We start from the raw sequence: 20,798 nt of genomic DNA on the forward strand, positions 1-20,798 counted from the left end.
ATTAAGACTTTAAAACTCCTAAATATAGGCTTTATAATGGATTTTTCGTTTATGAATTTAACTTCAAAAAATAAAAATTTGAATAATATAGTGATAGAAATTTATTAAAATAGTATTTAAATAGAAATTTATAACTAAAATATAACTTTATCCCCCGTATAGGCTTGCGAGTTGAGTTTTTTTGTTTTATAATTTTACAAATTATTAAATGAAAAGGTTTATTTATGTTGAGATTTTTAATTTTTGTATTGTTATTGTTTATAAATTTAGAAGCAAAAATTCCAAAAGATATGCTTATTATAGCAGTTGAAAATGAAATCACAAGGATAAATCCTGCTTATAGTGAGGATCATGATGCAGTGATTAATCTTGTATTTTCAGGGCTTACGCGTTTTGATGAAAATATGAGTTTAAAACCTGATTTGGCTAAGTCTTGGGATGTTAGTAAAGATGGGCTTATTTATGATATTTTTTTAAGAGACGATGTTTTATGGCATGATGGAGTCAAATTTAGTGCTGATGATGTGAAATTTAGTATAGAAACCTTTAAAAATCCTAAAAACAATTCTTCTGTTTATGTCAATTTTGAAGACATTAAAAGTGTGGAAATTTTAAATCCTTCTCATGTAAAAATCACACTTTTTAAACCTTATCCCGCATTTTTAGATGCTTTAAGCATAGGAATGCTTCCTAAACATTTGCTTGAAAATGAGAATTTAAACACAAGCTCTTTTAATCAAAATCCTATAGGCACAGGTCCTTATAAATTTGTAAAATGGAAAAAAGGTGAATATGTTGAATTTAAAGCCAATGAACATTTTTATCTTGATAAGGTAAAAACTCCAAGACTTATTATAAAACACATTTTTGATCCTTCTATAGCTAGTGCTGAGCTTAAAAATGGTAAGATAGATGCGGCTTTAATCGATGTTTCTTTGCTAAATCTTTTTAAAAATGATGAAAATTTTGGAATTTTACGTGAAAAATCGGCTGATTATCGGGCTTTAATGTTTAATTTTGATAATGAATTTTTGAAAGATTTAAAAGTAAGACAAGCCTTAAATTACGCAGTTGATAAAGAAAGTATAGTAAAAAATCTTTTACATGATTATGCTTTTGTAGCCAATCATCCTTTAGAGCGTTCTTGGGCAAATCCTAAGAATTTTAAAATTTATAAATATGATCCTAAAAAAGCCGAGGATTTACTTGTAAGTGCAGGTTTTAAGAAAAATAAAGATGGAAATTTTGAAAAAGATGGAAAAATTTTAGAATTTGAAATTTGGGCGATGAGTAATGATCCTTTAAGGGTAAGTTTGGCTGGAATTTTGCAAAGCGAATTTAAAAAAATAGGAGTTGTAAGCAAGGTGGTGGCTAAACCTGCTGGAAGTTTTGATTATTCTAAAGTAGATAGCTTTTTAATAGGCTGGGGAAGTCCTTTAGATCCTGATTTTCACACTTTTAGGGTATTTGAAAGTTCGCAAGATAGTGCTTTAAATGATGAGGGTTGGAATTTTGGACATTATCATGATAAAAAAGTGGATATAGCCTTGCAAAAAGCAAGAAATACTTCAAATTTGGAAGAGAGAAAAAAATATTATAAAGATTTTATAGATGCTTTGTATGAAAATCCTCCTTTTATCTTTTTAGCCTATCTTGATTTTGCTTTAGTTTATAATAAAGATTTAAAAGGTATCAAAGCAAGGACTTTAGGTCATCATGGAGTGGGTTTTACTTGGAATGTTTATGAGTGGAGTAAATAGTGCTAAAACGCTTAGTTTTTAGTCTTGTCGTAGCATTTTTTAGCACTTTTTTATGTTTTGTTTTACTTCATTTTAGTAAAGGCAGTATAGCTTATGCTAATGGAGTTAATTCACAAAGCAAAGAATTTGTTCAAAGAATAGAACAAAATTTAGGGCTTGATAAGCCTTTGCTAGAGCAGTATAAAATTTGGCTTTTTAAGGCTTTAAGAGGAGATTTAGGAGTTTCTTTTTTAAGTGGAGAAAGTGTTTTAAAGCTTATAAAAGAAAGAATTTTTAATACTTTTATTTTGGGTTTTAGTGCCTTAATGCTTTTATTTTTACTTAGTGTTTTTTTGGCACTTTTAGGATATTATTATAAAGAAAGTTTTATAGATAAAATCATCACTTTTTTAGCTTTTAATTTTTTTGCTTTACCTCCTTTTGTTTTGGCTTTATTGTTTGTTTTGATTTTTGGAATTTTTTGGAAAATTTTGCCTGTTATGGGAAGTAGTGATATAGGCTTTGAAGTTGATTTTTTAAATCGTTTAGAACATTTAATTTTGCCTGTTTTGGTGCTCGTTTTATCACATTTGGCGTTATTTTTAAGGATTGCTAGAAATTTTATCAATGAAAGTTTTTCTCAAATTTTTATTCAAAATTTATACGCTAGAGCTTTAAGGGAGAAAGATATTTATTTTTTAGTTTTGAAATATTCTTTAAGTCCTATTGTAGCTTATTTTGGGGGAAGTGCTTTAAGTTTTATGATGGGAACTTATGTGGTAGAAAGTGTCTTTGCTTACGAGGGGCTTGGGTCTTTACTTTTTAAAAGTATTATTTTTAAAGATTATCCTGTTGTACTTGCACTTATAATTTTTAGTGTTTTACTTGCAGCATTTTTTACATTTTTAAGTGATATTGTAGCTAGGATTTTAAATCCTAGATTAAGAAGGCTTGATTTTGTTTAAATTTCTTATCATTCTTGCGCCTTTAATTTTTTTGTTTTTATGCGCCTTGTTTGCACCTTTTTTGGCTCCTTTTGATATTTTAAGTACTCATTTAGAAAATTTGCATCAAGCTCCTAATTTTACTTATATTTTAGGGACTGATTTTTTAGGCAGGGATTTGTTTTCTTGTTTGCTTTTTGCTTTGAGAAATTCTTTGCTTATAGGTGTTGGTGGATCTTTATTGTCTATTATTTTTGCTTTGTGTTATTTGTTTTTAGCACGATGTTTTTTTTATATTTTTTGGATGCGTATTTTAGAGTTTTTTTTAGCCTTGCCTGCTTTTTTATTTATGATGTTTTTTCAAAGCATGATAACTTCTGATGTGTTTTTGATGATTTTTTTAATCGCTTTAATTCATTGGTGTTTCATAGCAAGAATTATAGAAAGTGAATTAAAAAGACTTGAAAATTTAGATTTTTACAAAGCAAATATAGTGCTTGGAAGAACTAAATTTAGAGCTTTTTTTAAAGATTTAATACTCGCTTTAAAAACACTGATTTTTACACTTTTTATATTTAATATTGTTCATGCTATAGCCACAGAAGCTACTTTGAGTTTTTTTGGACTGGGCTTAGGATTTGAAATTCCAACTTTAGGTACTCTTTTGAGTGAGTCTTCAAAAGCAGTTTTTATAGGTGCTTGGTGGATGATACTTTTTCCACTTTTAAGCTTGCTTTTGTTGTTTTTACCTCTTTTATGGTTGGGTAATTTTTTACAAAAAATTTGGGGTATAAGATCTTGAAGGTAAGAAATTTAAATATCAGTTTGAAGAATAATTTATTGCTTAAGGATATTAATTTAGATATAAAAACAGGCAAAACTTTAATGATACTAGGACAAAGTGGAGTGGGTAAAAGCTTGTTAGGAAAAGCTTTGGTAAGACTTTTAGATTCTAACTTCACAATAAGTTTTGATGAATTAAGTTTTCATAATTCTTGTATTTTTAATTTTAACAAAGAAGAGCTTAGAGATTTTCGTTCTAAGGTGGCACTTGTTTTGCAAGATGCAGAGCTTAGTCTTTATCCTTATTTGGATATTGGAAATTTATGTCATCTTGTTTTAAAAACTTATACAAAATTAAAACAAAAAGAAAGAAAAGATTACGCTTTTTCTTATTTTAAAAAATTAGGATTTGAAAATCTTGATCGTTTATGGCATTCTTATGCTAATGAATTAAGTTTGGGTATGGCAAGAAGGGTGAGCCTAGCTTTAGCATTATTAAATCAACCCCAAATTTTAATTTGTGATGAAATCACAGCTTCTTTGGATAAAGAAAACGCTTCTAAGATTATATCGATTTTAGAAGAATTAAAAAATAACACAGCCTTAGTTTGCATCACTCATGATTTAAATTTGGTAAATTCTTTAGCAGATGAAATTCTTATGCTAGAAAAAAATAGTTCAAATTTATATAGCTTAGATGAGTTTTTAAGGTATTATAATGCTTAAAGTTTGTAATTTAAGTAAGTTTTATGAGCTTAAAAAGCATTGGTATTTAAAAAAAGAAAGACATATTATTTTTGATAATATCAATTTTTCTTTAAATGAAAATGACAATTTAATAATTTTAGGTAAAAGTGGTGCAGGTAAAAGTACATTAGCTAGAATTCTTTGTTTTTTAGAAGATCCAAGCGAGGGTGAGGTATGGTATGAAAATCTTAACTTACACAAGCTTGATAAAAACAAACAGAGACTTTTAAGAAAGCAAATTCAGTATTGCTTTCAAGATCAAAAAATGGCTTTAAACCCTTATAAAAAAATCAAAAATCTCATACAAGATGGTTTGGAAAATTTTAATTTACAAAAGAATGATGATTTGATTTTAGAATTTTTTGATTTTTTTAGTCTAAAAAAACAAATTTTAGAACAAAAACCCTATGAGTTAAGCGGAGGAGAAGCCACACGCGTAGGTCTTATCCGTGCTTTGGTTTTAAATCCTAAATTGTTGATTTTAGATGAAATTACTTCAGCGCTTGATATTAAAACTTCTAAAGAAATTTTAACTTTTTTATATGACTATCAGCAAAAAAATAATATTTCTTATATATTTATAACCCATCAAAGTGATCTTTTTTATAAATTTAATCATAAAAAATTAAAACTTTAAAAAATATTTTTTAATATAAGTTTCAATATAGAAAGTTTAGAGTAAAATAAAGAAAAGTGTAAATTTAATTTTTGTTGTGGAGTGATTAAAGTGCTTTAAAAAAGGAGAATAAATGTCTCATATAGATGCTTCGCATCCTTATTTTGGTATTTTTTTAATGCTAGTACTTGCTAGTGTTATTTTTTTTGGACTGGTTTTTTTAGCTTCAAAAATTGGTAATAATTTTGCCGCAAAAAATCGCAAAAAATTAGGACTTGGAATTTATGAATGTGGTCCTATTCCTGTTAAACAAGCTAACAAGATTAACTCTCAATTTTTCATCATCGCCTTAATCTTCATACTTTTGGATATAGAAGTTGTGTTTTTATTTCCTTGGGCTTTGATTTTTAAAGATTTAGGTTGGTTTGGGCTTTTAGAAGTTTTTGTTTTTATCGTACTTTTAGGAGTTGGATTTTTATATGCTTATAAAAAAGGAGCGTTTGCATGGCAGAGCATCAAGTAAATTATGCAAGTGGCTTGCCCGTCGTTTTAACTAGCGTTGATAAACTAGTTCAATGGGGTAGGAGTAATTCTTTATGGGCTTTATCTTATGGACTTGCCTGTTGTGCGATTGAGATGATGGCGGCCGGGGGTTCAAGATATGATTTTGATAGATTTGGAACGATTTTTAGAGCTTCACCACGCCATAGTGAAGTGATGATTATCGCAGGAACTTTATGTAAAAAACACGCTGAATTTACAAGAAGACTTTACGATCAAATGCCTGATCCTAAATGGGTGATTTCTATGGGAAGTTGTGCCAATACAGGCGGTATGTTTAATACTTATTCTACGGTTCAAGGAGTGGATAGAATTATACCTGTAGATATTTATGTACCAGGCTGTGCTCCACGCCCAGAAAGTTTTCAGTTTGCTTTGATGATTTTGCAAAAAAAGATCCGCAAAGAAAAAGCAAGTCGTAAGATCGCACCTAAAAGGTTGATATGATGAGAAAGTATAGCGATAAAAAAAATGCTCAAACTCAAAATTATTACAAAGATAGATTTTATCACGCGCCACACACTGTAAAATCTGATGTTAATGAAAGTGTTTTTAAAGATGATTTTGAAGTTTTAAAAACTCAAGTAGAAATTTTAAATTCCTTTGTAGAGCTTGATTTTTGGGTAATAGAAATTAAAAAAGAAGACAATGTTAAAACTTTGCAAATGCTTAAAACTTTAGGGTATTTAAGTTTTACAGAGGCAAGTGCTATTGATTTTGTAGCAGATAAAAATGGTTTTGAAGTGTTTTATCAGCTTTTAAATTTAGAAAAAAAATTAAGAGTGAGAATAAAAACTTTTGTAGGCGTAAAAGAGCGTTTGCAAAGTGTGGCTCATGTTTTTAAAGGGGCAAATTGGAGTGAGAGAGAAATTTATGATATGTTTGGAATTTTCATCATAAATCATCCCAATTTAAAACGCATTTTAATGCCTGATGATTGGTTTGGACATCCGCTTTTAAAAACTTATCCTTTAAAGGGTGATGAGTTTGCAAGATGGTATGAGATTGATAAAATTTTTGGTAAAGAATATCGTGAAGTAGTGGGTGAAGAACAAAGAGATTCTGGTTTTGTTGATGATAAAGATACGCTAAATTTTGCAAGACTTTATCATGAAGTGCCAAAAGGTGGTCAAAAGAAGGAAGTTTCCTTTAAACAAGAATATCAAGAAGATGAAGGCGTAGCTTTTGTAAAAAAAGTAAAACGTGATGAAGCAAAAATTTTAGAGAAAAGGCGTTAAAATGCAAATTCCTAGCAAGTTAAAACCTTATTATGAAAATATAGCTTTTGAGCAAGAAGACTCAAAAATGATTATCAACTTAGGCCCTCAACACCCTTCAGCACACGGAAATTTACGCCTTATTTTAGAACTTGATGGAGAGCAAGTTGTAAAAGCGCGTCCTTGTATAGGTTATATGCATCGTGGTATGGAAAAAATGGCTGAAAATATGATTTATCAAGAATTTATTCCTACTACTGATAGAATGGATTATATCGCTGCTTCAGCGAATAATTATGCTTATTGTGCAGCGGTTGAAAAGCTTTGTGGTTTAGAGATTCCACGCCGTGCAGCAGTCATACGCATGATACTTTTAGAATTAAACCGTATCGCATCGCATTTACTTTGGCTTGCCACTCATGCGCTTGATATTGGTGCGATGAGTGTGTTTTTATACTGCTTTAGAGAACGTGAATATGTTTTGGATTTGATAGAAAAGTATTGTGGCGCAAGGCTTACGCATTCTTCTATGAGAATAGGTGGGGTTATGCTTGATTTACCTGAGAATTATTTAGAAGAAATGCTTGCATTTTGCGATAAATTTCCAAATGATTTAAAAGATTATGAAGATCTTTTAGATGATAATAGAATTTGGCGTTTAAGAACTGAAAATGTAGGTGTGGTTACCAAAGAACAAGCCTTAAATTGGGGTTGTACAGGTGTGATGTTAAGAGGAAGCGGTATAAAATACGATATACGCAAAGAAGAGCCTTATTTGCTTTATAATGAAGTTGAATTTGGTGTGCCTTATGCTACGCAAGGGGATTCTTATGCAAGATATAAAGTTTATATGCAAGAATTTCGTGAAAGTTTGAAAATCCTTAGACAATGTGCCACGCTTTATAAAGATACTCCGCCTGAAATTTTAGCTACGCATCCTGAGTATGTAAGTGCTTCAAAGGAGCAAATTTTAACGCAGAATTATTCCTTAATGCAGCATTTTGTTTTAATTACTCAAGGTTTAAAACCTCCTAAAGGCGAAGTTTATGTGCCTACTGAAAGTCCAAAAGGTGAGCTTGGCTTTTTTATCCATAGTGATGGTACAGGAAGACCTTATCGTTTAAAGGCTAGAACGCCTAGTTATTGGCATTGTGCGTTTTTTGAAGAAATGCTTGTAGGTACTTATTTGGCTGATGTTGTAGCCATTATGGGTAATGTAAATATAGTTTTAGGTGAGATAGATCGATGAGAAGAGTAGATTTAAGAAAAAGCAAAGAGCTTTTTGAAGATTTAGCACAAATCATAAAAGAAGCAAAACAAGGCGAGGTTTTAGTGGTGCTTTTTGAAATCGGCGATTTTTCTCCTGTTGAAAAAAGTTTTTCTTTTGTAAAAGAACAAGGCTGTGAGCTTTTAAATTCTTTGAAATTTAATCAAGTGGATTGGACTATTGTTATAAAAAAGGAGAGGGTATGATTTATGATAATGCTCTTTGTTTTTTAGATATGCCAAGCCTTAAAAACAAAAATTTATGTGAAAAAATAGGTGTAAATAGCATTAATATTTCTTGTTTGGAAGATAAAAACTTAAAAGCTAAATTTTACAAATGCGAAATTGCAAGTTTGAGTTTTGTTTTAGCCTTGCTTTGTAAATTAAGCGATGAAGGGCATTTTTGCGATTTAGATGAGGGATATTTAAGTGCTGAATCTTGTTTTGGAGAGGAAGAAGCAGGTGAAGTGCTTGCTTTTTTAAAAGAGGCTAAGTATTTAATTATAGATAAAAATATCCATTTTTATAAAGATAGCGAAAATATCAAATATTTTTTGAATTTCTTAAGCGTAAAATATGAATTAAAGATTTTAGATAGCGATGAAGAAGAATGCGATTTTAAAAAGGCAAAATTAAACACCTTAAAAGAACTAGATAATTATGATGGTTTAGTGCTTTTTAGAGCAAATTTGCAAGATAAAAATTTACATTGTTCAAGGCAATTTTTACAAATTGCAAAATGTAAAGATCAAAGTGAAGTTGAAATTTTGGCTAAAGATTTTAGTCTTAAAGCCAAGCTTTGTTTAGATGAAAATTTACAAGGCACCATAGCTTTTTTAAATTATGAAAACAATGGTTTTGATTTTACTCCAATTCGCATAAAGGAAGCAAAATGACAGTTAAGATTAATGGTATCGATTGCGCCTTTGAAGAAGGCGAATATATTTTAAATATAGCAAGAAGAAATGATATTTTTATCCCAGCGATTTGCTATCTTTCGGGCTGTAGTCCTACTTTGGCTTGTCGTATGTGTATGGTTGAAGCTGATGGTAAAAAGGTATATTCTTGCAATACTAAAGCAAAAGATGGTATGGTTGTAGAAAGTGATTTGCAAAATCTTTGGGATGAAAGAAATGAGATCATGCAAGCTTATTGTATTAATCATCCTTTAGAATGTGGGGTTTGCGATAAATCAGGCGAGTGTGAATTGCAAAATTTCACTCATAAAAGTCGTGTAAATGTTCAAAAACATTGGATTAAAGACACGCATAAACCACATAAACATTGGGGAATGATTAATTATGATCCCGCGCTTTGCATAGTATGTGAGCGCTGCATTACAGTTTGTAAGGATAAAATCGGCGAAAGTGCTTTAAAGACTGTTCCTCGTGGCGGAGATAGTGTGGATAATAGCTTTAAAGAGAGTATGGGAAAAGATGCTTATGCGATTTGGACTAAATTTCAAAAAAGTTTGATAGGCCCTGCAAATGGCGATACGCTTGATTGTTCATTTTGTGGAGAATGTACAAGCGTGTGTCCAACAGGAGCTTTGATAGGTTCGAAATTTCAATATACTTCAAATATTTGGGAACTTAAGAGAATTCCTGCTTCAAATCCGCATTCAAGCGATTGTGAGTTGATGTATTATGATATTAAGCAAAGTGGTATTAGCAATCAAAAAGAAAAAATTTATCGTGTGAGTAATGATTTTGCCTTCGCGAGTTTAAATAAGGCTGCAAGATTTGCTTTTGATACGCAAAATGAATCAGATAAAGATGAAAAAGCCTTTAAAGAACTTGTGGACCTTTTTGAGAAAAATGAAATTAAAAACATTAAATTTAATAGTTTTATTACCAATGAAGAAGCTTTGATTTTACAAAATTTAAAAAAGAAATTTAATCTTTCTTTGATCAATGAAGAAGCTTTGAAATTTAAAGAATTTTTACAAGAATTTATCGCTAATTCTGGCGAGTTTTATAGTGCTAATACTCAAGATATAACAAAAAGTGATTTTTTGGTTGTAGCTGGAATGCTTTTAAGATATGATGCTCCAACACTTAGCTATAAAATCAATAATGCTTTAGTGATGAATAAAGGCTCAGGGCTTTATTTTCATCCTATGGAAGATATGAGTATAGCAAAATATTCTAAAAATTTTATTTCACACATTCATAAAAGTGGCGATGAAGAGCAAATTTTATATTTTTTACTTCAAAAATTTAGCCAAGATGAAGGTATTAAAACTCATTTAGCAGAGTTTTTTGTTAGTGAAAATAAAGAAATAGAAGAAAGTATCAACGAAGAAGTTGTAGAGCAAGTCATAGAAAAAGATGAAGAAGGCAATGAAATCCAAAAAGAAGTAAAAAAAGTCGTGCCTAAGAAAGTGAAAAAAATCATAGAAGTGCAACGCTCTATTTTTGCTAAAAATTTAGGCATAGATGAAGATAAATTAGAAGATTTATTGCTTAAAAAAGCAAATTTTACTCTTGTTATAGGGAGTGATTTTTATTTTCATAAAAATGCGAAAAAACTTGCTAAATTACTTGCTTTGATCCAAAATACCACTCCTTTTAAAGTCTTTTTAAATCCTACGCATACCAATACCTTAGGTGTGGCCATGATTTGTGATTTGGATAAAAACACACAAGAAGGCAAGACTTTAGGTTATAATGAAAAAGGTGATTTTAGTTTTTCTTATGAAGAGCATGCAAATTTAGCTAGTGCGAGTTTAAATCAGCAAGAAGGAACTTTTTTAAATTACGATAAAAGAGTGGTGCCAACTAACGCTGCTTTAGAATTTAAGGGATATTTTTTAAATGATTTAGCTAATGCTTTAGGTTTTGATGAGGAATATACCATAAATTATACTAAGAGACTCCCTATAAATAAAGGTTTTTCTCCGATTGATTTTGATCATTTAGACAATTTTTATACCAATGCAGGCGATTGTAAAAGGGGATATGAGCTTAATTTAGAATGTTTTAAACAAGTTGCTAAAAAAGAATTTGTCTCTCCAAATTTTGAAAATTTAAACCTAAAAGAAGATGAAATTTTGCTTTATAGTGCTAATCCTAGCTATCAATTTGGTAGATTTTCAAATCGTGCTAGTGCGATTAATGAGGTGATTTTTTTAGGTGTAAGTGAAAATTTAGCTAAAGAGAAAAATTTAAAAGATAAAGATCTTGTAAAACTTAAAATAAAAGATAAAGAATTAAGCCTTAGTGTGCGTGTGGATAAGGATATAAAAAATGGAGCTTTCTTGCCGTATTTTGATGAAAAGCTTGACACGCTAAGCTTTTTTGATGAAAGATTTGTTGTGGCGAATTTAGAAAAATTAGGAGCAAGCCATGAGTGATTTTGCTTTTTTTGCTTTAGAGACTTTGATTAAATGTATTATTATCATTGCAATATTTGCGAGTTTAGCAGGTCTTGCAACTTATGCTGAAAGAAAGGTTTTAGCTTATTTTCAAAGACGCATAGGGCCTGATATGGTAGGGCCTTTTGGGCTTATTCAACTTGTAGCTGATATGATAAAACTTTTTACTAAAGAAGATATAATCCCTTCAAATTCGCAAAAATTTATTTTTGCTATAGCACCTTTGATTTCTGCTATTTGTGCTTTTGTTTCTTTAGCAGCTATTCCTATGCTACCTGAATTTACTTTATTTGGAAGGGTGATTCAGCCTATAGTGGCAGATATCAATGTAGCTTTGCTTTTTGTCATCGGTACTTCAGGGCTTTGCTTTTATGCGGTGTTTTTGGGTGGACTTGCAAGTAATAATAAATGGTCGATTTTAGGGGCTGCAAGAGGGCTTGTAGCGATTATTTCCTATGAAAGCGTAGGAGTTTTGGCTTTGATTGCTATTGTAATGCTTGTAGGTTCTTTTTCTTTGGTGGATATTAACAATTATCAAAGTGATGGATTTTTTTCTTGGCTTATTTTTAAACAGCCCTTGGCTTTTGTGCTTTTTATAATTGCTTTATTTATAGAGACCAATAGAACTCCGCTTTGTTTGACGGAAAATGATGCTGAAATTGTAGCGGGTTATGGAACGGAGTATTCGGGTTTAAGATGGGGTATGTTTTTCATAGGTGAATATGCTTCTATGATAGCTGGAGCTATTTTGGTAACTCTTTTGTTTTTAGGGGGTTTTAATAGCTTTTGGATTATTCCTGGTTGGATTATGATGATAGTAAAATCAAGTTTTATTTTCTTTTGGTATTTTTGGGCAAGAGCTGCTTTTCCGCAATTGCGTCCAGATCAAGTGATGAAAATGTGCTATTTGATCTTAATCCCTTTAGCGGTTTTAAACCTTTTAATCACTGCTTTGGCAGTTCTTTTATAGGAGTTTAATATGAAAAATTATTATTTAGTGGATGAGAAAAGAAAAACTCCTGTTAGCGCTTGGGAGAAAATTTCACAAGCTTTGCGTAGAAGCGTTAAACTAGAGCTTTTTATAGGGCTTTTTGTGATGATGAGAGAATTGCTTAAGAGAAATAATAGCGCTACGATTAAATATCCTTTTGAAAAGGTAAAACTTGACAATCGTTACCGTGCTGTTCATCGTTTGATGCGTTTTATAGAAAGCGAAAACGAAAGATGTATAGGTTGTGGGCTTTGCGAAAAAATTTGCATTAGCAATTGTATTAGAATGGAAACTTCTTTAGATGAAAATGGGCGTAAAAAAGTAGGAAATTATAGTATTAATTTAGGGCGTTGCATTTATTGTGGTTTTTGTGCTGAGGTTTGCCCTGAACTTGCTATAGTGCATGGAATAGAGTATGAAAATGCAGCTGAGCAAAGGTCTTATTTTGGCTATAAGCAAGATTTTTTAACTCCTATTGATAAGCTTAAAAATCAAGTTGAATTTGAAGGAGCGGGAAGCCTTAGAAAAGATGCTGATTTATTGGTGGTAAAAACACCAAATTATTACGATGTGATGCAAGAAAGAGCCTTAGAAAATCAAAATACACAAGAGCAAGGAGAAAATAAATGATAGAAAATTTGGCTTTTGTATTTTTTAGTGTAGTGGTTTTAGGCTTTTTTGGCATTGCGGTTTTAAGTAAAAATATGCTTTATTCTCTTTCGGCTTTAGCGGGTGGAATGGTGTTTTTATCGGGATTTTATTTTTTACTTGATGCAGAGTTTTTAGGCGTGATACAAATTATTGTTTATAGTGGAGCTGTGCTTGGACTTTATAGTTTCGCGATGATGTTTTTTGATGCTTCTAAAGAATTTAAAGAACAACTTAAAGCTAAAAAAAGTTTTTTTACTTTGGTAGTTTTAAGTGCAATTTTACTTTTGGCCATGCTTATAGGTTTTAAATACCAAAATATCAGCACGGATTTGCCTTTAAATGATCCTGCTTTGTTTGATTTTAATAAACAACTGGCTTTAGCGATTTTTTCAAAATATCTTTTGGCTTTTGAATTTATAGCTATTTTGCTTTTGATTGCTTTAGTTTGTGCTATCACTCTTACTCATAAAGAGCTTACAAAGGAAAAACAATGATAGAAAAGTATTTTTTTGTCGCTATTTTAATGTTTGTTATAGGGCTTGTAGGGATTTTAAAAAGACAAAATCTCATTATGCTTTTTATTTCGAGTGAAATTTTATTAAATAGTGCTAATTTAGCCTTAGCAGCAGCTTCTAAAATGCACAATGATTTAAATGGACAGGTTTTTGCACTTTTTATCATGGGTGTAGCGGCTTGTGAAGTAGCTGTTGGTGTAGCTTTGTGTGTGCTTTGGTATAGAAGAAAAGGCACTTTAGAGTTAAAAAGTTTAAAAGAAGTGGAGGCTTAGTATGCAAAATTTGGCTTTGATTTCTCTTTTTAGTCCTTTTATAGCTTTTTTGTTTGCAAGTTGTTTTGCTTTGAGTGAGAAAAAACAATTTGTAGGGATAATTTGCTTACTTCTAATAGCTTTGAGTGCTTTTTGTTCTTTGTATTTGCTTTTTTGCAATGAAGCTTTTAATGTGAGTTTGTTTGAATGGTTTGCTGGAGTAAATTTTGGCTTTGATATAGATGCTATTTCGCTTACTATGATGAGTGTTGTAGGTATTGTAGCTACTTGTGTGCATTTTTATAGTATTTTTTATATGGCTCATGATGAAGGTTTTAATAAATTTTTTGCTTATTTGGGACTTTTTGTCTTTTCTATGCTTTTTTTAGTTATGAGTGATAATTTCTTAGGACTTTTCGTAGGTTGGGAAGGTGTTGGGCTTTGCTCTTGGTTGCTCATAGGTTTTTGGTATAAAAACAATACTTATTCTTTTGCGGCTAATGAAGCCTTTATTATGAACCGTATTGCGGATTTGGGTATGCTTTTAGGAATTTTTTGGCTTTATTTACAAGCAGGAACTTTAAAATATGATGAAGTTTTTTCCATGGCACAAAGCCTAGATCACAACGCTTTGATCTTAATCGCAACTTGTTTATTTATAGGGGCTATGGGAAAATCTGCACAATTTCCTTTTCACACTTGGCTTGCTGATGCTATGGCAGGACCAACTCCTGTTTCTGCATTAATCCATGCAGCAACCATGGTAACAGCGGGGGTTTATTTGGTAATTCGTGCTAGCACGCTTTATGATTTAGTTCCTGAGGTTTCTTATATTATTGCCTTACTTGGAGCTTTTGTAGCGATTTTTGCAGCCTCTATGGCTTTGGTGGCTAGGGATTTAAAACGCATTATTGCTTATTCTACCTTATCGCAACTTGGATATATGTTTGTAGCTGCAGGACTTGGGGCTTATGGTATAGCTTTATTTCACTTAGCTACACATGCTTTTTTTAAATCTTTACTTTTTTTAGGTGCTGGAAATGTAATGCATGCTATGAATGATAAATTAGACATTAAAAAAATGGGTGGACTTTTTAAACCTTTAAAATTTACAGCTATTTTGATGTGTATAGGATCTTTAGCTTTAGCAGGAATTTATCCTTTTGCAGGATTTTTCTCTAAAGATTTGATTTTAGGATATTCTTTCATTTCTTTTCACCATGGTATTTTTTTGGTGCTTTTAATCGCAGCTTTTTTAACAGCATTTTATAGCTTTAGACTTTTAATGTTGGTATTTTTTACCCCTGCAAGACATGATGAACATCCACATGAAGCAAGTAAAATCGCACTTTTAGCTATGAGTCCTTTGATGGTTTTAGCTATTGTTGCAGGATTTTTTGAACATAGTTTTTTTGAATATTTAAGCACAAAATTAGTTTTTATTGATGCACAAAATCAAATTGTAATGATTAGTGCGAGTGTAGTAGCTATTTTGGGTGTAATTTTGGCTATTTTTGCTTATAAAAATTCTTGGTTTAAAGAAAGTATTGAAGAAAATAAAATTCACAAACTTTTAAGTAATGATTATTTTATTCCTAGATTCTATCATCAATTTATTGTTTCAAAATATGAAAGTTTATGTGCGATTTTAAAGCATTGTGATCTTTATATTTTTGATAGAATAGTTGAAAAAATTGCTTTGTATTCCCAAATTATTTCACAAAAAATGATTATGCCAAACAGCTTAAACTTAATGCTTAGATTTTTGGTGGCAGCTTTTGTGATTTTGTTGATTTTGGTATGGATGGTGTAAAATGCTAAATTATTTGATATTTTTTCCTTTAATTTCTGCTTTTGTGGTTTTGCTTTTAAATCGTGGAGGCGTTAAGGTTTTTAGCGTTGTTGTAAGTTTTATGATTTTGGCTTTAAATTTGGATATTTTTGCGGATTTTTTACAAGGGGTAAGCTTTGATTATAATCTCTCTTTTAAAATTTTGAAATTTTTTAGCTTTCATGTAGGAGTAGACAGTATTGCACTTATATTGATGCTTTTAAGTTCTTTGATGATATTTTTAAGCTTTTTATTTTTAAAGCTGGAACAAAAAGCACTTGTATCTTGTATATTCTTTTTAGAATTTGCCATTATGGGACTTTTTAGCGCAAAAGATGGTTTGTTATTTTATGTTTTTTGGGAATTTTCTCTTTTGCCTTTGCTTTATATTATGGGAGTTTATGGTAAAGATTTTAGAGCGGGGGTGAAATTTTTTATCTATGCTTTTGCGGGTTCAATTTTAATGCTTGTAGCATTGATTTATCAAGCTTATTTAAATTATCAACTTTTAAATATCTTCACTTTTGACTTGGAAATTTGGAAAAATAATGCCTCAGCAGTAAATTTCACAGAGCAACTTTTACTTTTTGGAGCATTTTTTATCGCTTTTGCTATCAAAGCTCCTTTATTTCCACTTCATACTTGGGCACCTAAGGTTTATGCAAATTCGCCTGTGCTTGTTTCTGTAATACTTGTAGTTTTTAAAATGGCTCCTTTTGGATTTTTACTTTTTTGTTTACCACTTTTTCCAGATGCGAGTGTGTATTTTATGCCTTTAATTGTAGCTTTATGCATAATGAGTATCGTTTATAATGCTTTAATTGCTTATAGAGCAGAAAATATTAAAGAATTGATCGCTTATAGTTCTATTTCACATCTTGGTGTGATGATTTTGGGAATTTTTTCTTTAAATGCTTTGGGTATTAGTGGTGCGGTTTTTTATATGTTTGCACACGGTATTGTAACGGGAGCTTTATTTTTAATGGTTGAACTTTTATACCAAAGATATCATACTTATGATATTTCTTTTTACCATTCTTTGGCCAAAAAAGCACCTTTATTTTCAATTTTCTTTATGTTAATTTTACTCGCAAGCGTTTCTTTGCCTTTAACTGTTTCTTTTGTGGGAGAGTTTTTAATTCTTTTAGGTATAGCAAAGATTAATTTATTTTACGCTTTGTTGGCAGGTTTGGTGATTATTTTGGGAGCGATTTATATGTTCGCAGTATTTAGAAAAATATTTTTCATGCAAAAACAAAGCTTTATAGAGAGTTTTTCTTTACGCTTTAGAGAAATAGTAGCACTTGTGTGTATTGTAGTAATGATTTTTGGACTAGGGCTTATGCCAAATATACTTTTAAAGCCGATACAAAAAGATGTGGATAATCTTATAAAAACAATGAATATTAGAGCTGTGGAGCAAAATACTTTAGATTTTTTATCTAAAATAGGAGAGGCAAATGTTAAATAATTTTTTAAATTTAGAACTTTTAAATATAAGCTTATCTTATCCATTTTTATTTTTAATTACAACTGCAATAGTTCTTTTGCTTTGCTCTGGTTTTTGGAAATTTCATCGATCGTTTTATATTGGCATAAGTTCTTTATCTTTAATTGTAAGTGCTTTTTTGATTTTAAATAATGCAAATGCTCAAGGTTTAGAAGCAAAAGCTTTTTTGGCTACTTTAAATAATGATATTGTTTCATTTTATGCTTCTTTGGTGATTTTGTGTTTTTCATTTTTATATCTTTTAATGCAAAAAGAAGAAAATCAAGGTGAATTTTATGCTTTATTTTTATTTATGATTGCATCTTTGCTTTTGATGGTTTCAAGCTCAAATTTAGTACTTATTTTTATAGGACTTGAAAGTTCTTCTTTAGCACTTTATACTTTAATAGCAATGCGTGGAAGTAATAATGCTATTTCAAGTGCAATAAAATACTTTAGTTTAGCGGCTGTAGGAGCTGGGTTTTTTGTTATGGCTGTAGCTTTTATTTATTTAAAAACAGGAACTTTAGATTTATCTGCTAATTTAGCGTTAAAAAATGAGTTTCAAAAAGATCCCATGCTTTTGGGTGCTGGAGTGATGATTTTCGTTCTTTGTGCAATTAAGCTTTCTTTGGCGCCTTTTCATTTTTGGCTTAAAGACGTGTATTATGCAGCACATACAAATTTGGTTGCTTTTATTTCAGTTGTGCCAAAAGTTGCCATGTTGGTTGTGGTTATTCGTTTGTTTGATTTTTTAAATAATACAGGTTTTGAATATATCATAATAGTTCTAGCGATTTTTTCTATGCTTATAGGTGCTTTTGCGGCTCTAAGTCAAAACAATATCAAAAAAATGTTTGCTTATAGTTCTGTAGTGCATTCTTCTTTGGTTTTGGTGGCTTGTATTCCTTTATTAAAAGAACAAAATTTTGATGGAATTTTGCTTGCTATTTTTGGATATTGGACTTTATTTGCTTTTGCAAATTATGCTGTATTTATGATTTTAAGCAATTATGAGAATAATTCTTATGAGAGTTTAAATGGACTTTTGGTTAAAAAACCTTTAATTGCTTTTTGCTTAAGCATTAGTGTGCTTTCTTTAGCAGGCGTCCCGCCTTTTGGAGTATTTTGGGGTAAATTTATGATTTTAAATACAGCAATTTTAAATGGATATTGGTATTTGGCACTTTTTGTGGCTTTATCTTCTGTTATTATGCTTTATGCGTATTTAAAGATTTTAATTCATGCTTTATTTATGAAAAATGATAGGGTTCATAATATTAAGTTTAGTTTTATACAAAATTTTATTTTAGCTTTTTGTGTTTGTATAAGCACTTTTGCTATATTGTTAATGTTATAAGAGTTTTGCTATAATTATTTTATGAGAATATTATTTTTAATTTTATTAAGTTTTTTAAATGCTTTTGCTTTTGAGCTTGTTTTAAACACGGGTCGCGAAAATAATCAAGCTTTTGCAGTTTTACATGCGAGTAATGATTTAGAATTTACATGTCAAAAATTTATTACCGAATCAAAAGTTCATTTTGAATGTGATATTGCAGGTATGGTTGATAATAAATTAAAAGATCAGAGTTTTTCTGCTTTTGATTTAAAATTTATACAAGAAGCTCAAAAAATTAAAATGATCATTTTGCCAAAAATACAAGCAAAAATGTTTGACACTTCTCAAAATATTTATATAGATAAAGAACTTAGTTCATCAAGTTCGCATAAAAGTAAGGCTTTTACTTTTATTTTTGCACCAGAGCTAGCGCCTATTAAAGACTATGATGGACTTGATTTTAATATCAATTTTCCACACGAGAGCTTGCCTTATGTTGGAGCTTTGGATTTAAATTCTGATCCTGTTGTCATCCCTCAAAGTGCAGATATCAATACTTATTTACGCATCAAAAAAGAATACGATAAGGCTAATTATAGTCAGGTTGCTATTGATGCTCAAAATGCTATCAATAGATATCGTGGCAGTATTTTTACTAGTGAATTTATACTATATAAATTAAGAGCTCAAAATAAACTTTATACCCAAGATCCGAGCATGCGTGATCAACAAATTTTAGAAAAGATGATTGATGATACTAAAAATTGGACGCGTACTTTTACAAGTGATAAAAATTTTTCAGAAGTTTTACATATAATGTTAAGAACTTATATCGCTTTAGCTCAGCGTGCTGATGTAGAATATACAATGTCGATTTTGGATAATGAACAACCTAATAATTATTTTACTCAGTTATCAAAACTTGATTATGCAGACTATATTTATAATTTAAATGAAAAAGAAAAAGCTGTAAATATTTATGAAAATACTTATTTTAATACAAAAAATTTAGATTTAGCTGCAAGAGCAGCTATGAGTTTGGCAAAGAATTTGCTTTCAAATGGGCAAGTAAATAAAGCCATAGAGTATATTAACACTATTTTAAAAGCCAATCCTGAATATTTTGGAAAAGATATTCCAAAATCTTTAGAACTTGCTAAATTATTTAATCAAAAAGGACAATTTGATATAAGTGCAAGTATTTATGAAGATGCCTTTGCTAAAATGTCCAAACTTGATCCAAGTTATGAAGAAACTTTAAAAGATTTAGCCTTAGTTTTATCACATACTAATAGATCTAGTGATGCTAAAAAATACCTTGATTTGTATATGAATGATTATTTAGATGGTAGGTATTTAGATGAAATCAAAAAAGCAAGTGATGAGGTATTCTTTGCTTTAGGTGATAATAATGCAAGCTTTTTGCATCAGCGTTATACAGATTTAATGAAGCAATATGCAAATAAAGATGAGAATATTGCAAATAAAGCTTTAGATGAAGATGTTGCACTTTATTATAAAGAGGGAAATTTTAGTGCGATTTTAGCTTATAAAGATCTTATAGAAAGTAAAAAAATTCCAAATGCTACTCAATTTTTAGAGAAAGCAGCTGTTAATGATTTAAAAAATGCGATAAAAGCTGATAATTGTATCAATGCTGCAAATATTTTTATGCATTTTAGCGCTTATGATATAGGTCAGAAAATTGAGAATAAAAAACAAATGTTAGCTTGTCTTATCAGAACTTCTAATGTTGAACAAGCACTTGATTATATAGATAAAAATTATAGTGAAGATTCTATATTTTATGGTCTTCAAAAAGCATCTATTCTTTTTGATAATAAACAATATTCTCAGGTGATCAAAATTTCTAAAGATATAGCTAATTCTAGAATTTTAAAAAGCGATGATGAGAATTTTAAGGCTTATTATTTGCAATTTTTGTCTTTGTTGCGTTTAAATGATTACAATCAAGCCATTAAAATTTTGCAAATTTTAGAAAGTTTTCCAATGAATTTTAGTATGGTAGAAGCCTATGATGCTTTACTTTCTTATGCTAATGATCATAATATGCAAACAACTATTTTAACTTACGCACCTAAGGCCATTGACTATCAAAATTTTAAAGGTATAAATCTTTTTAGTCCTAATTTGGAATTTATGTATCTTGATGCTTTGGCTAAAATCAATAAAAATGAAGAAAGTTTAGCTGTTTTAACAGATTTGCTTAAATTAAAACTTTCAGATGAAGATAGAGCAAGAGCTTTATATATCCAAGCTTTAACTTATGAAAGAATGCAAAATATACAAGCTGAAAAAGAAAGTTTAAAACAATGTCTTGAAATCAAAAGTGTTTCAAATTGGCAGAATTTATGTAAGAGTAAAAATCAAATTTTAAATCAATAAGTAAATTTAGAGATAACTAGCTTTTTAGCTAGTTATCTAAGGTTAAAACCTCTTCTTCTTAACATCTTCTAAG

Annotated in this window: 20 protein-coding genes; all 20 read left to right on the forward strand. The window is 30.1% G+C overall.

The window, feature by feature from the left end; all coding sequences use genetic code 11:
• Positions 1-224: 224 nt before the first annotated feature.
• The 20 genes from AJN60_RS03960 to AJN60_RS04055 all read left to right on the forward strand — a co-directional run bounded on the left by AJN60_RS03960 (position 225) and on the right by AJN60_RS04055 (position 20,725).
• Complete coding sequence (locus AJN60_RS03960; RefSeq protein ID WP_070285905.1) at positions 225-1,760, forward strand: ABC transporter substrate-binding protein; 1,536 nt, start codon at positions 225-227, stop codon at positions 1,758-1,760.
• Entirely contained in the window at positions 1,760-2,704 is a 945-nt protein-coding gene (locus tag AJN60_RS03965; protein ID WP_070285906.1) for an ABC transporter permease, read from the forward strand. Before AJN60_RS03960 ends, AJN60_RS03965 begins: the two co-directional genes overlap by 1 nt.
• Positions 2,691-3,485, forward strand: a complete 795-nt coding sequence (locus tag AJN60_RS03970) for an ABC transporter permease (RefSeq protein WP_079861538.1) — start codon at positions 2,691-2,693, stop codon at positions 3,483-3,485. Before AJN60_RS03965 ends, AJN60_RS03970 begins: the two co-directional genes overlap by 14 nt.
• Complete coding sequence (locus tag AJN60_RS03975) at positions 3,482-4,192, forward strand: ATP-binding cassette domain-containing protein (protein ID WP_070285908.1); 711 nt, start codon at positions 3,482-3,484, stop codon at positions 4,190-4,192. Before AJN60_RS03970 ends, AJN60_RS03975 begins: the two co-directional genes overlap by 4 nt.
• On the forward strand, positions 4,185-4,850 hold the full coding sequence (locus tag AJN60_RS03980) for an ATP-binding cassette domain-containing protein (RefSeq protein ID WP_032590213.1): 666 nt from the start codon (positions 4,185-4,187) through the stop codon (positions 4,848-4,850). The genes AJN60_RS03975 and AJN60_RS03980 overlap by 8 nt, the downstream gene beginning before the upstream one ends.
• A 112-nt stretch (positions 4,851-4,962) precedes the next feature.
• Complete coding sequence (locus AJN60_RS03985; protein WP_002824972.1) at positions 4,963-5,352, forward strand: NAD(P)H-quinone oxidoreductase subunit 3; 390 nt, start codon at positions 4,963-4,965, stop codon at positions 5,350-5,352.
• Positions 5,334-5,837, forward strand: coding sequence for a NuoB/complex I 20 kDa subunit family protein (locus tag AJN60_RS03990; RefSeq protein WP_002851253.1), 504 nt, complete (start codon positions 5,334-5,336; stop codon positions 5,835-5,837). Before AJN60_RS03985 ends, AJN60_RS03990 begins: the two co-directional genes overlap by 19 nt.
• A complete protein-coding gene (locus AJN60_RS03995) occupies positions 5,834-6,628 on the forward strand; it encodes an NADH-quinone oxidoreductase subunit C (protein WP_079396806.1) in 795 nt (264 codons plus the stop codon). Before AJN60_RS03990 ends, AJN60_RS03995 begins: the two co-directional genes overlap by 4 nt.
• A 1-nt stretch (position 6,629) precedes the next feature.
• Positions 6,630-7,856, forward strand: a complete 1,227-nt coding sequence (nuoD, locus tag AJN60_RS04000; RefSeq protein ID WP_002862216.1) for an NADH dehydrogenase (quinone) subunit D — start codon at positions 6,630-6,632, stop codon at positions 7,854-7,856.
• Positions 7,853-8,080 (forward strand): NADH-ubiquinone oxidoreductase subunit E family protein, encoded by a 228-nt coding sequence (locus AJN60_RS04005; protein ID WP_002824979.1) that lies wholly within the window; start codon positions 7,853-7,855, stop codon positions 8,078-8,080. Before nuoD ends, AJN60_RS04005 begins: the two co-directional genes overlap by 4 nt.
• Positions 8,077-8,769: an NADH dehydrogenase gene (locus AJN60_RS04010; protein WP_070283249.1), complete on the forward strand. Its 693-nt coding sequence runs from the start codon at positions 8,077-8,079 to the stop codon at positions 8,767-8,769. The genes AJN60_RS04005 and AJN60_RS04010 overlap by 4 nt, the downstream gene beginning before the upstream one ends.
• The gene (locus AJN60_RS04015) at positions 8,766-11,228 is read left to right on the forward strand and encodes an NADH-quinone oxidoreductase subunit G (protein ID WP_070285909.1); all 2,463 of its coding nucleotides are present in this window, start codon (positions 8,766-8,768) and stop codon (positions 11,226-11,228) included. The genes AJN60_RS04010 and AJN60_RS04015 overlap by 4 nt, the downstream gene beginning before the upstream one ends.
• Positions 11,221-12,219 (forward strand): NADH-quinone oxidoreductase subunit NuoH, encoded by a 999-nt coding sequence (gene nuoH, locus AJN60_RS04020; protein ID WP_044778692.1) that lies wholly within the window; start codon positions 11,221-11,223, stop codon positions 12,217-12,219. The genes AJN60_RS04015 and nuoH overlap by 8 nt, the downstream gene beginning before the upstream one ends.
• Before the next feature lie 9 nt (positions 12,220-12,228).
• Complete coding sequence (nuoI, locus tag AJN60_RS04025; protein ID WP_070285910.1) at positions 12,229-12,870, forward strand: NADH-quinone oxidoreductase subunit NuoI; 642 nt, start codon at positions 12,229-12,231, stop codon at positions 12,868-12,870.
• Positions 12,867-13,385 carry an NADH-quinone oxidoreductase subunit J gene (locus AJN60_RS04030; protein ID WP_002856161.1) on the forward strand — a complete coding sequence of 173 codons (519 nt, stop codon included), beginning with the start codon at positions 12,867-12,869 and terminating at the stop codon, positions 13,383-13,385. Before nuoI ends, AJN60_RS04030 begins: the two co-directional genes overlap by 4 nt.
• Positions 13,382-13,678 carry an NADH-quinone oxidoreductase subunit NuoK gene (gene nuoK, locus AJN60_RS04035; protein ID WP_052858858.1) on the forward strand — a complete coding sequence of 99 codons (297 nt, stop codon included), beginning with the start codon at positions 13,382-13,384 and terminating at the stop codon, positions 13,676-13,678. The genes AJN60_RS04030 and nuoK overlap by 4 nt, the downstream gene beginning before the upstream one ends.
• Position 13,679: 1 nt before the next feature.
• Positions 13,680-15,470: an NADH-quinone oxidoreductase subunit L gene (gene nuoL / locus AJN60_RS04040; RefSeq protein WP_052858860.1), complete on the forward strand. Its 1,791-nt coding sequence runs from the start codon at positions 13,680-13,682 to the stop codon at positions 15,468-15,470.
• Between the two features lies 1 nt (position 15,471).
• Complete coding sequence (locus AJN60_RS04045) at positions 15,472-16,959, forward strand: NADH-quinone oxidoreductase subunit M (RefSeq protein ID WP_070285911.1); 1,488 nt, start codon at positions 15,472-15,474, stop codon at positions 16,957-16,959.
• Positions 16,949-18,337, forward strand: coding sequence for an NADH-quinone oxidoreductase subunit N (locus tag AJN60_RS04050; RefSeq protein WP_070285912.1), 1,389 nt, complete (start codon positions 16,949-16,951; stop codon positions 18,335-18,337). The genes AJN60_RS04045 and AJN60_RS04050 overlap by 11 nt, the downstream gene beginning before the upstream one ends.
• 21 nt (positions 18,338-18,358) lie before the next feature.
• A complete protein-coding gene (locus tag AJN60_RS04055) occupies positions 18,359-20,725 on the forward strand; it encodes a tetratricopeptide repeat protein (RefSeq protein ID WP_070285913.1) in 2,367 nt (788 codons plus the stop codon).
• Positions 20,726-20,798 lie beyond the last annotated feature (73 nt).

The organism is Campylobacter sp. BCW_4323 (assembly GCF_001763115.1).
Taxonomy (GTDB): Bacteria; Campylobacterota; Campylobacteria; order Campylobacterales; family Campylobacteraceae; genus Campylobacter_D; species Campylobacter_D jejuni.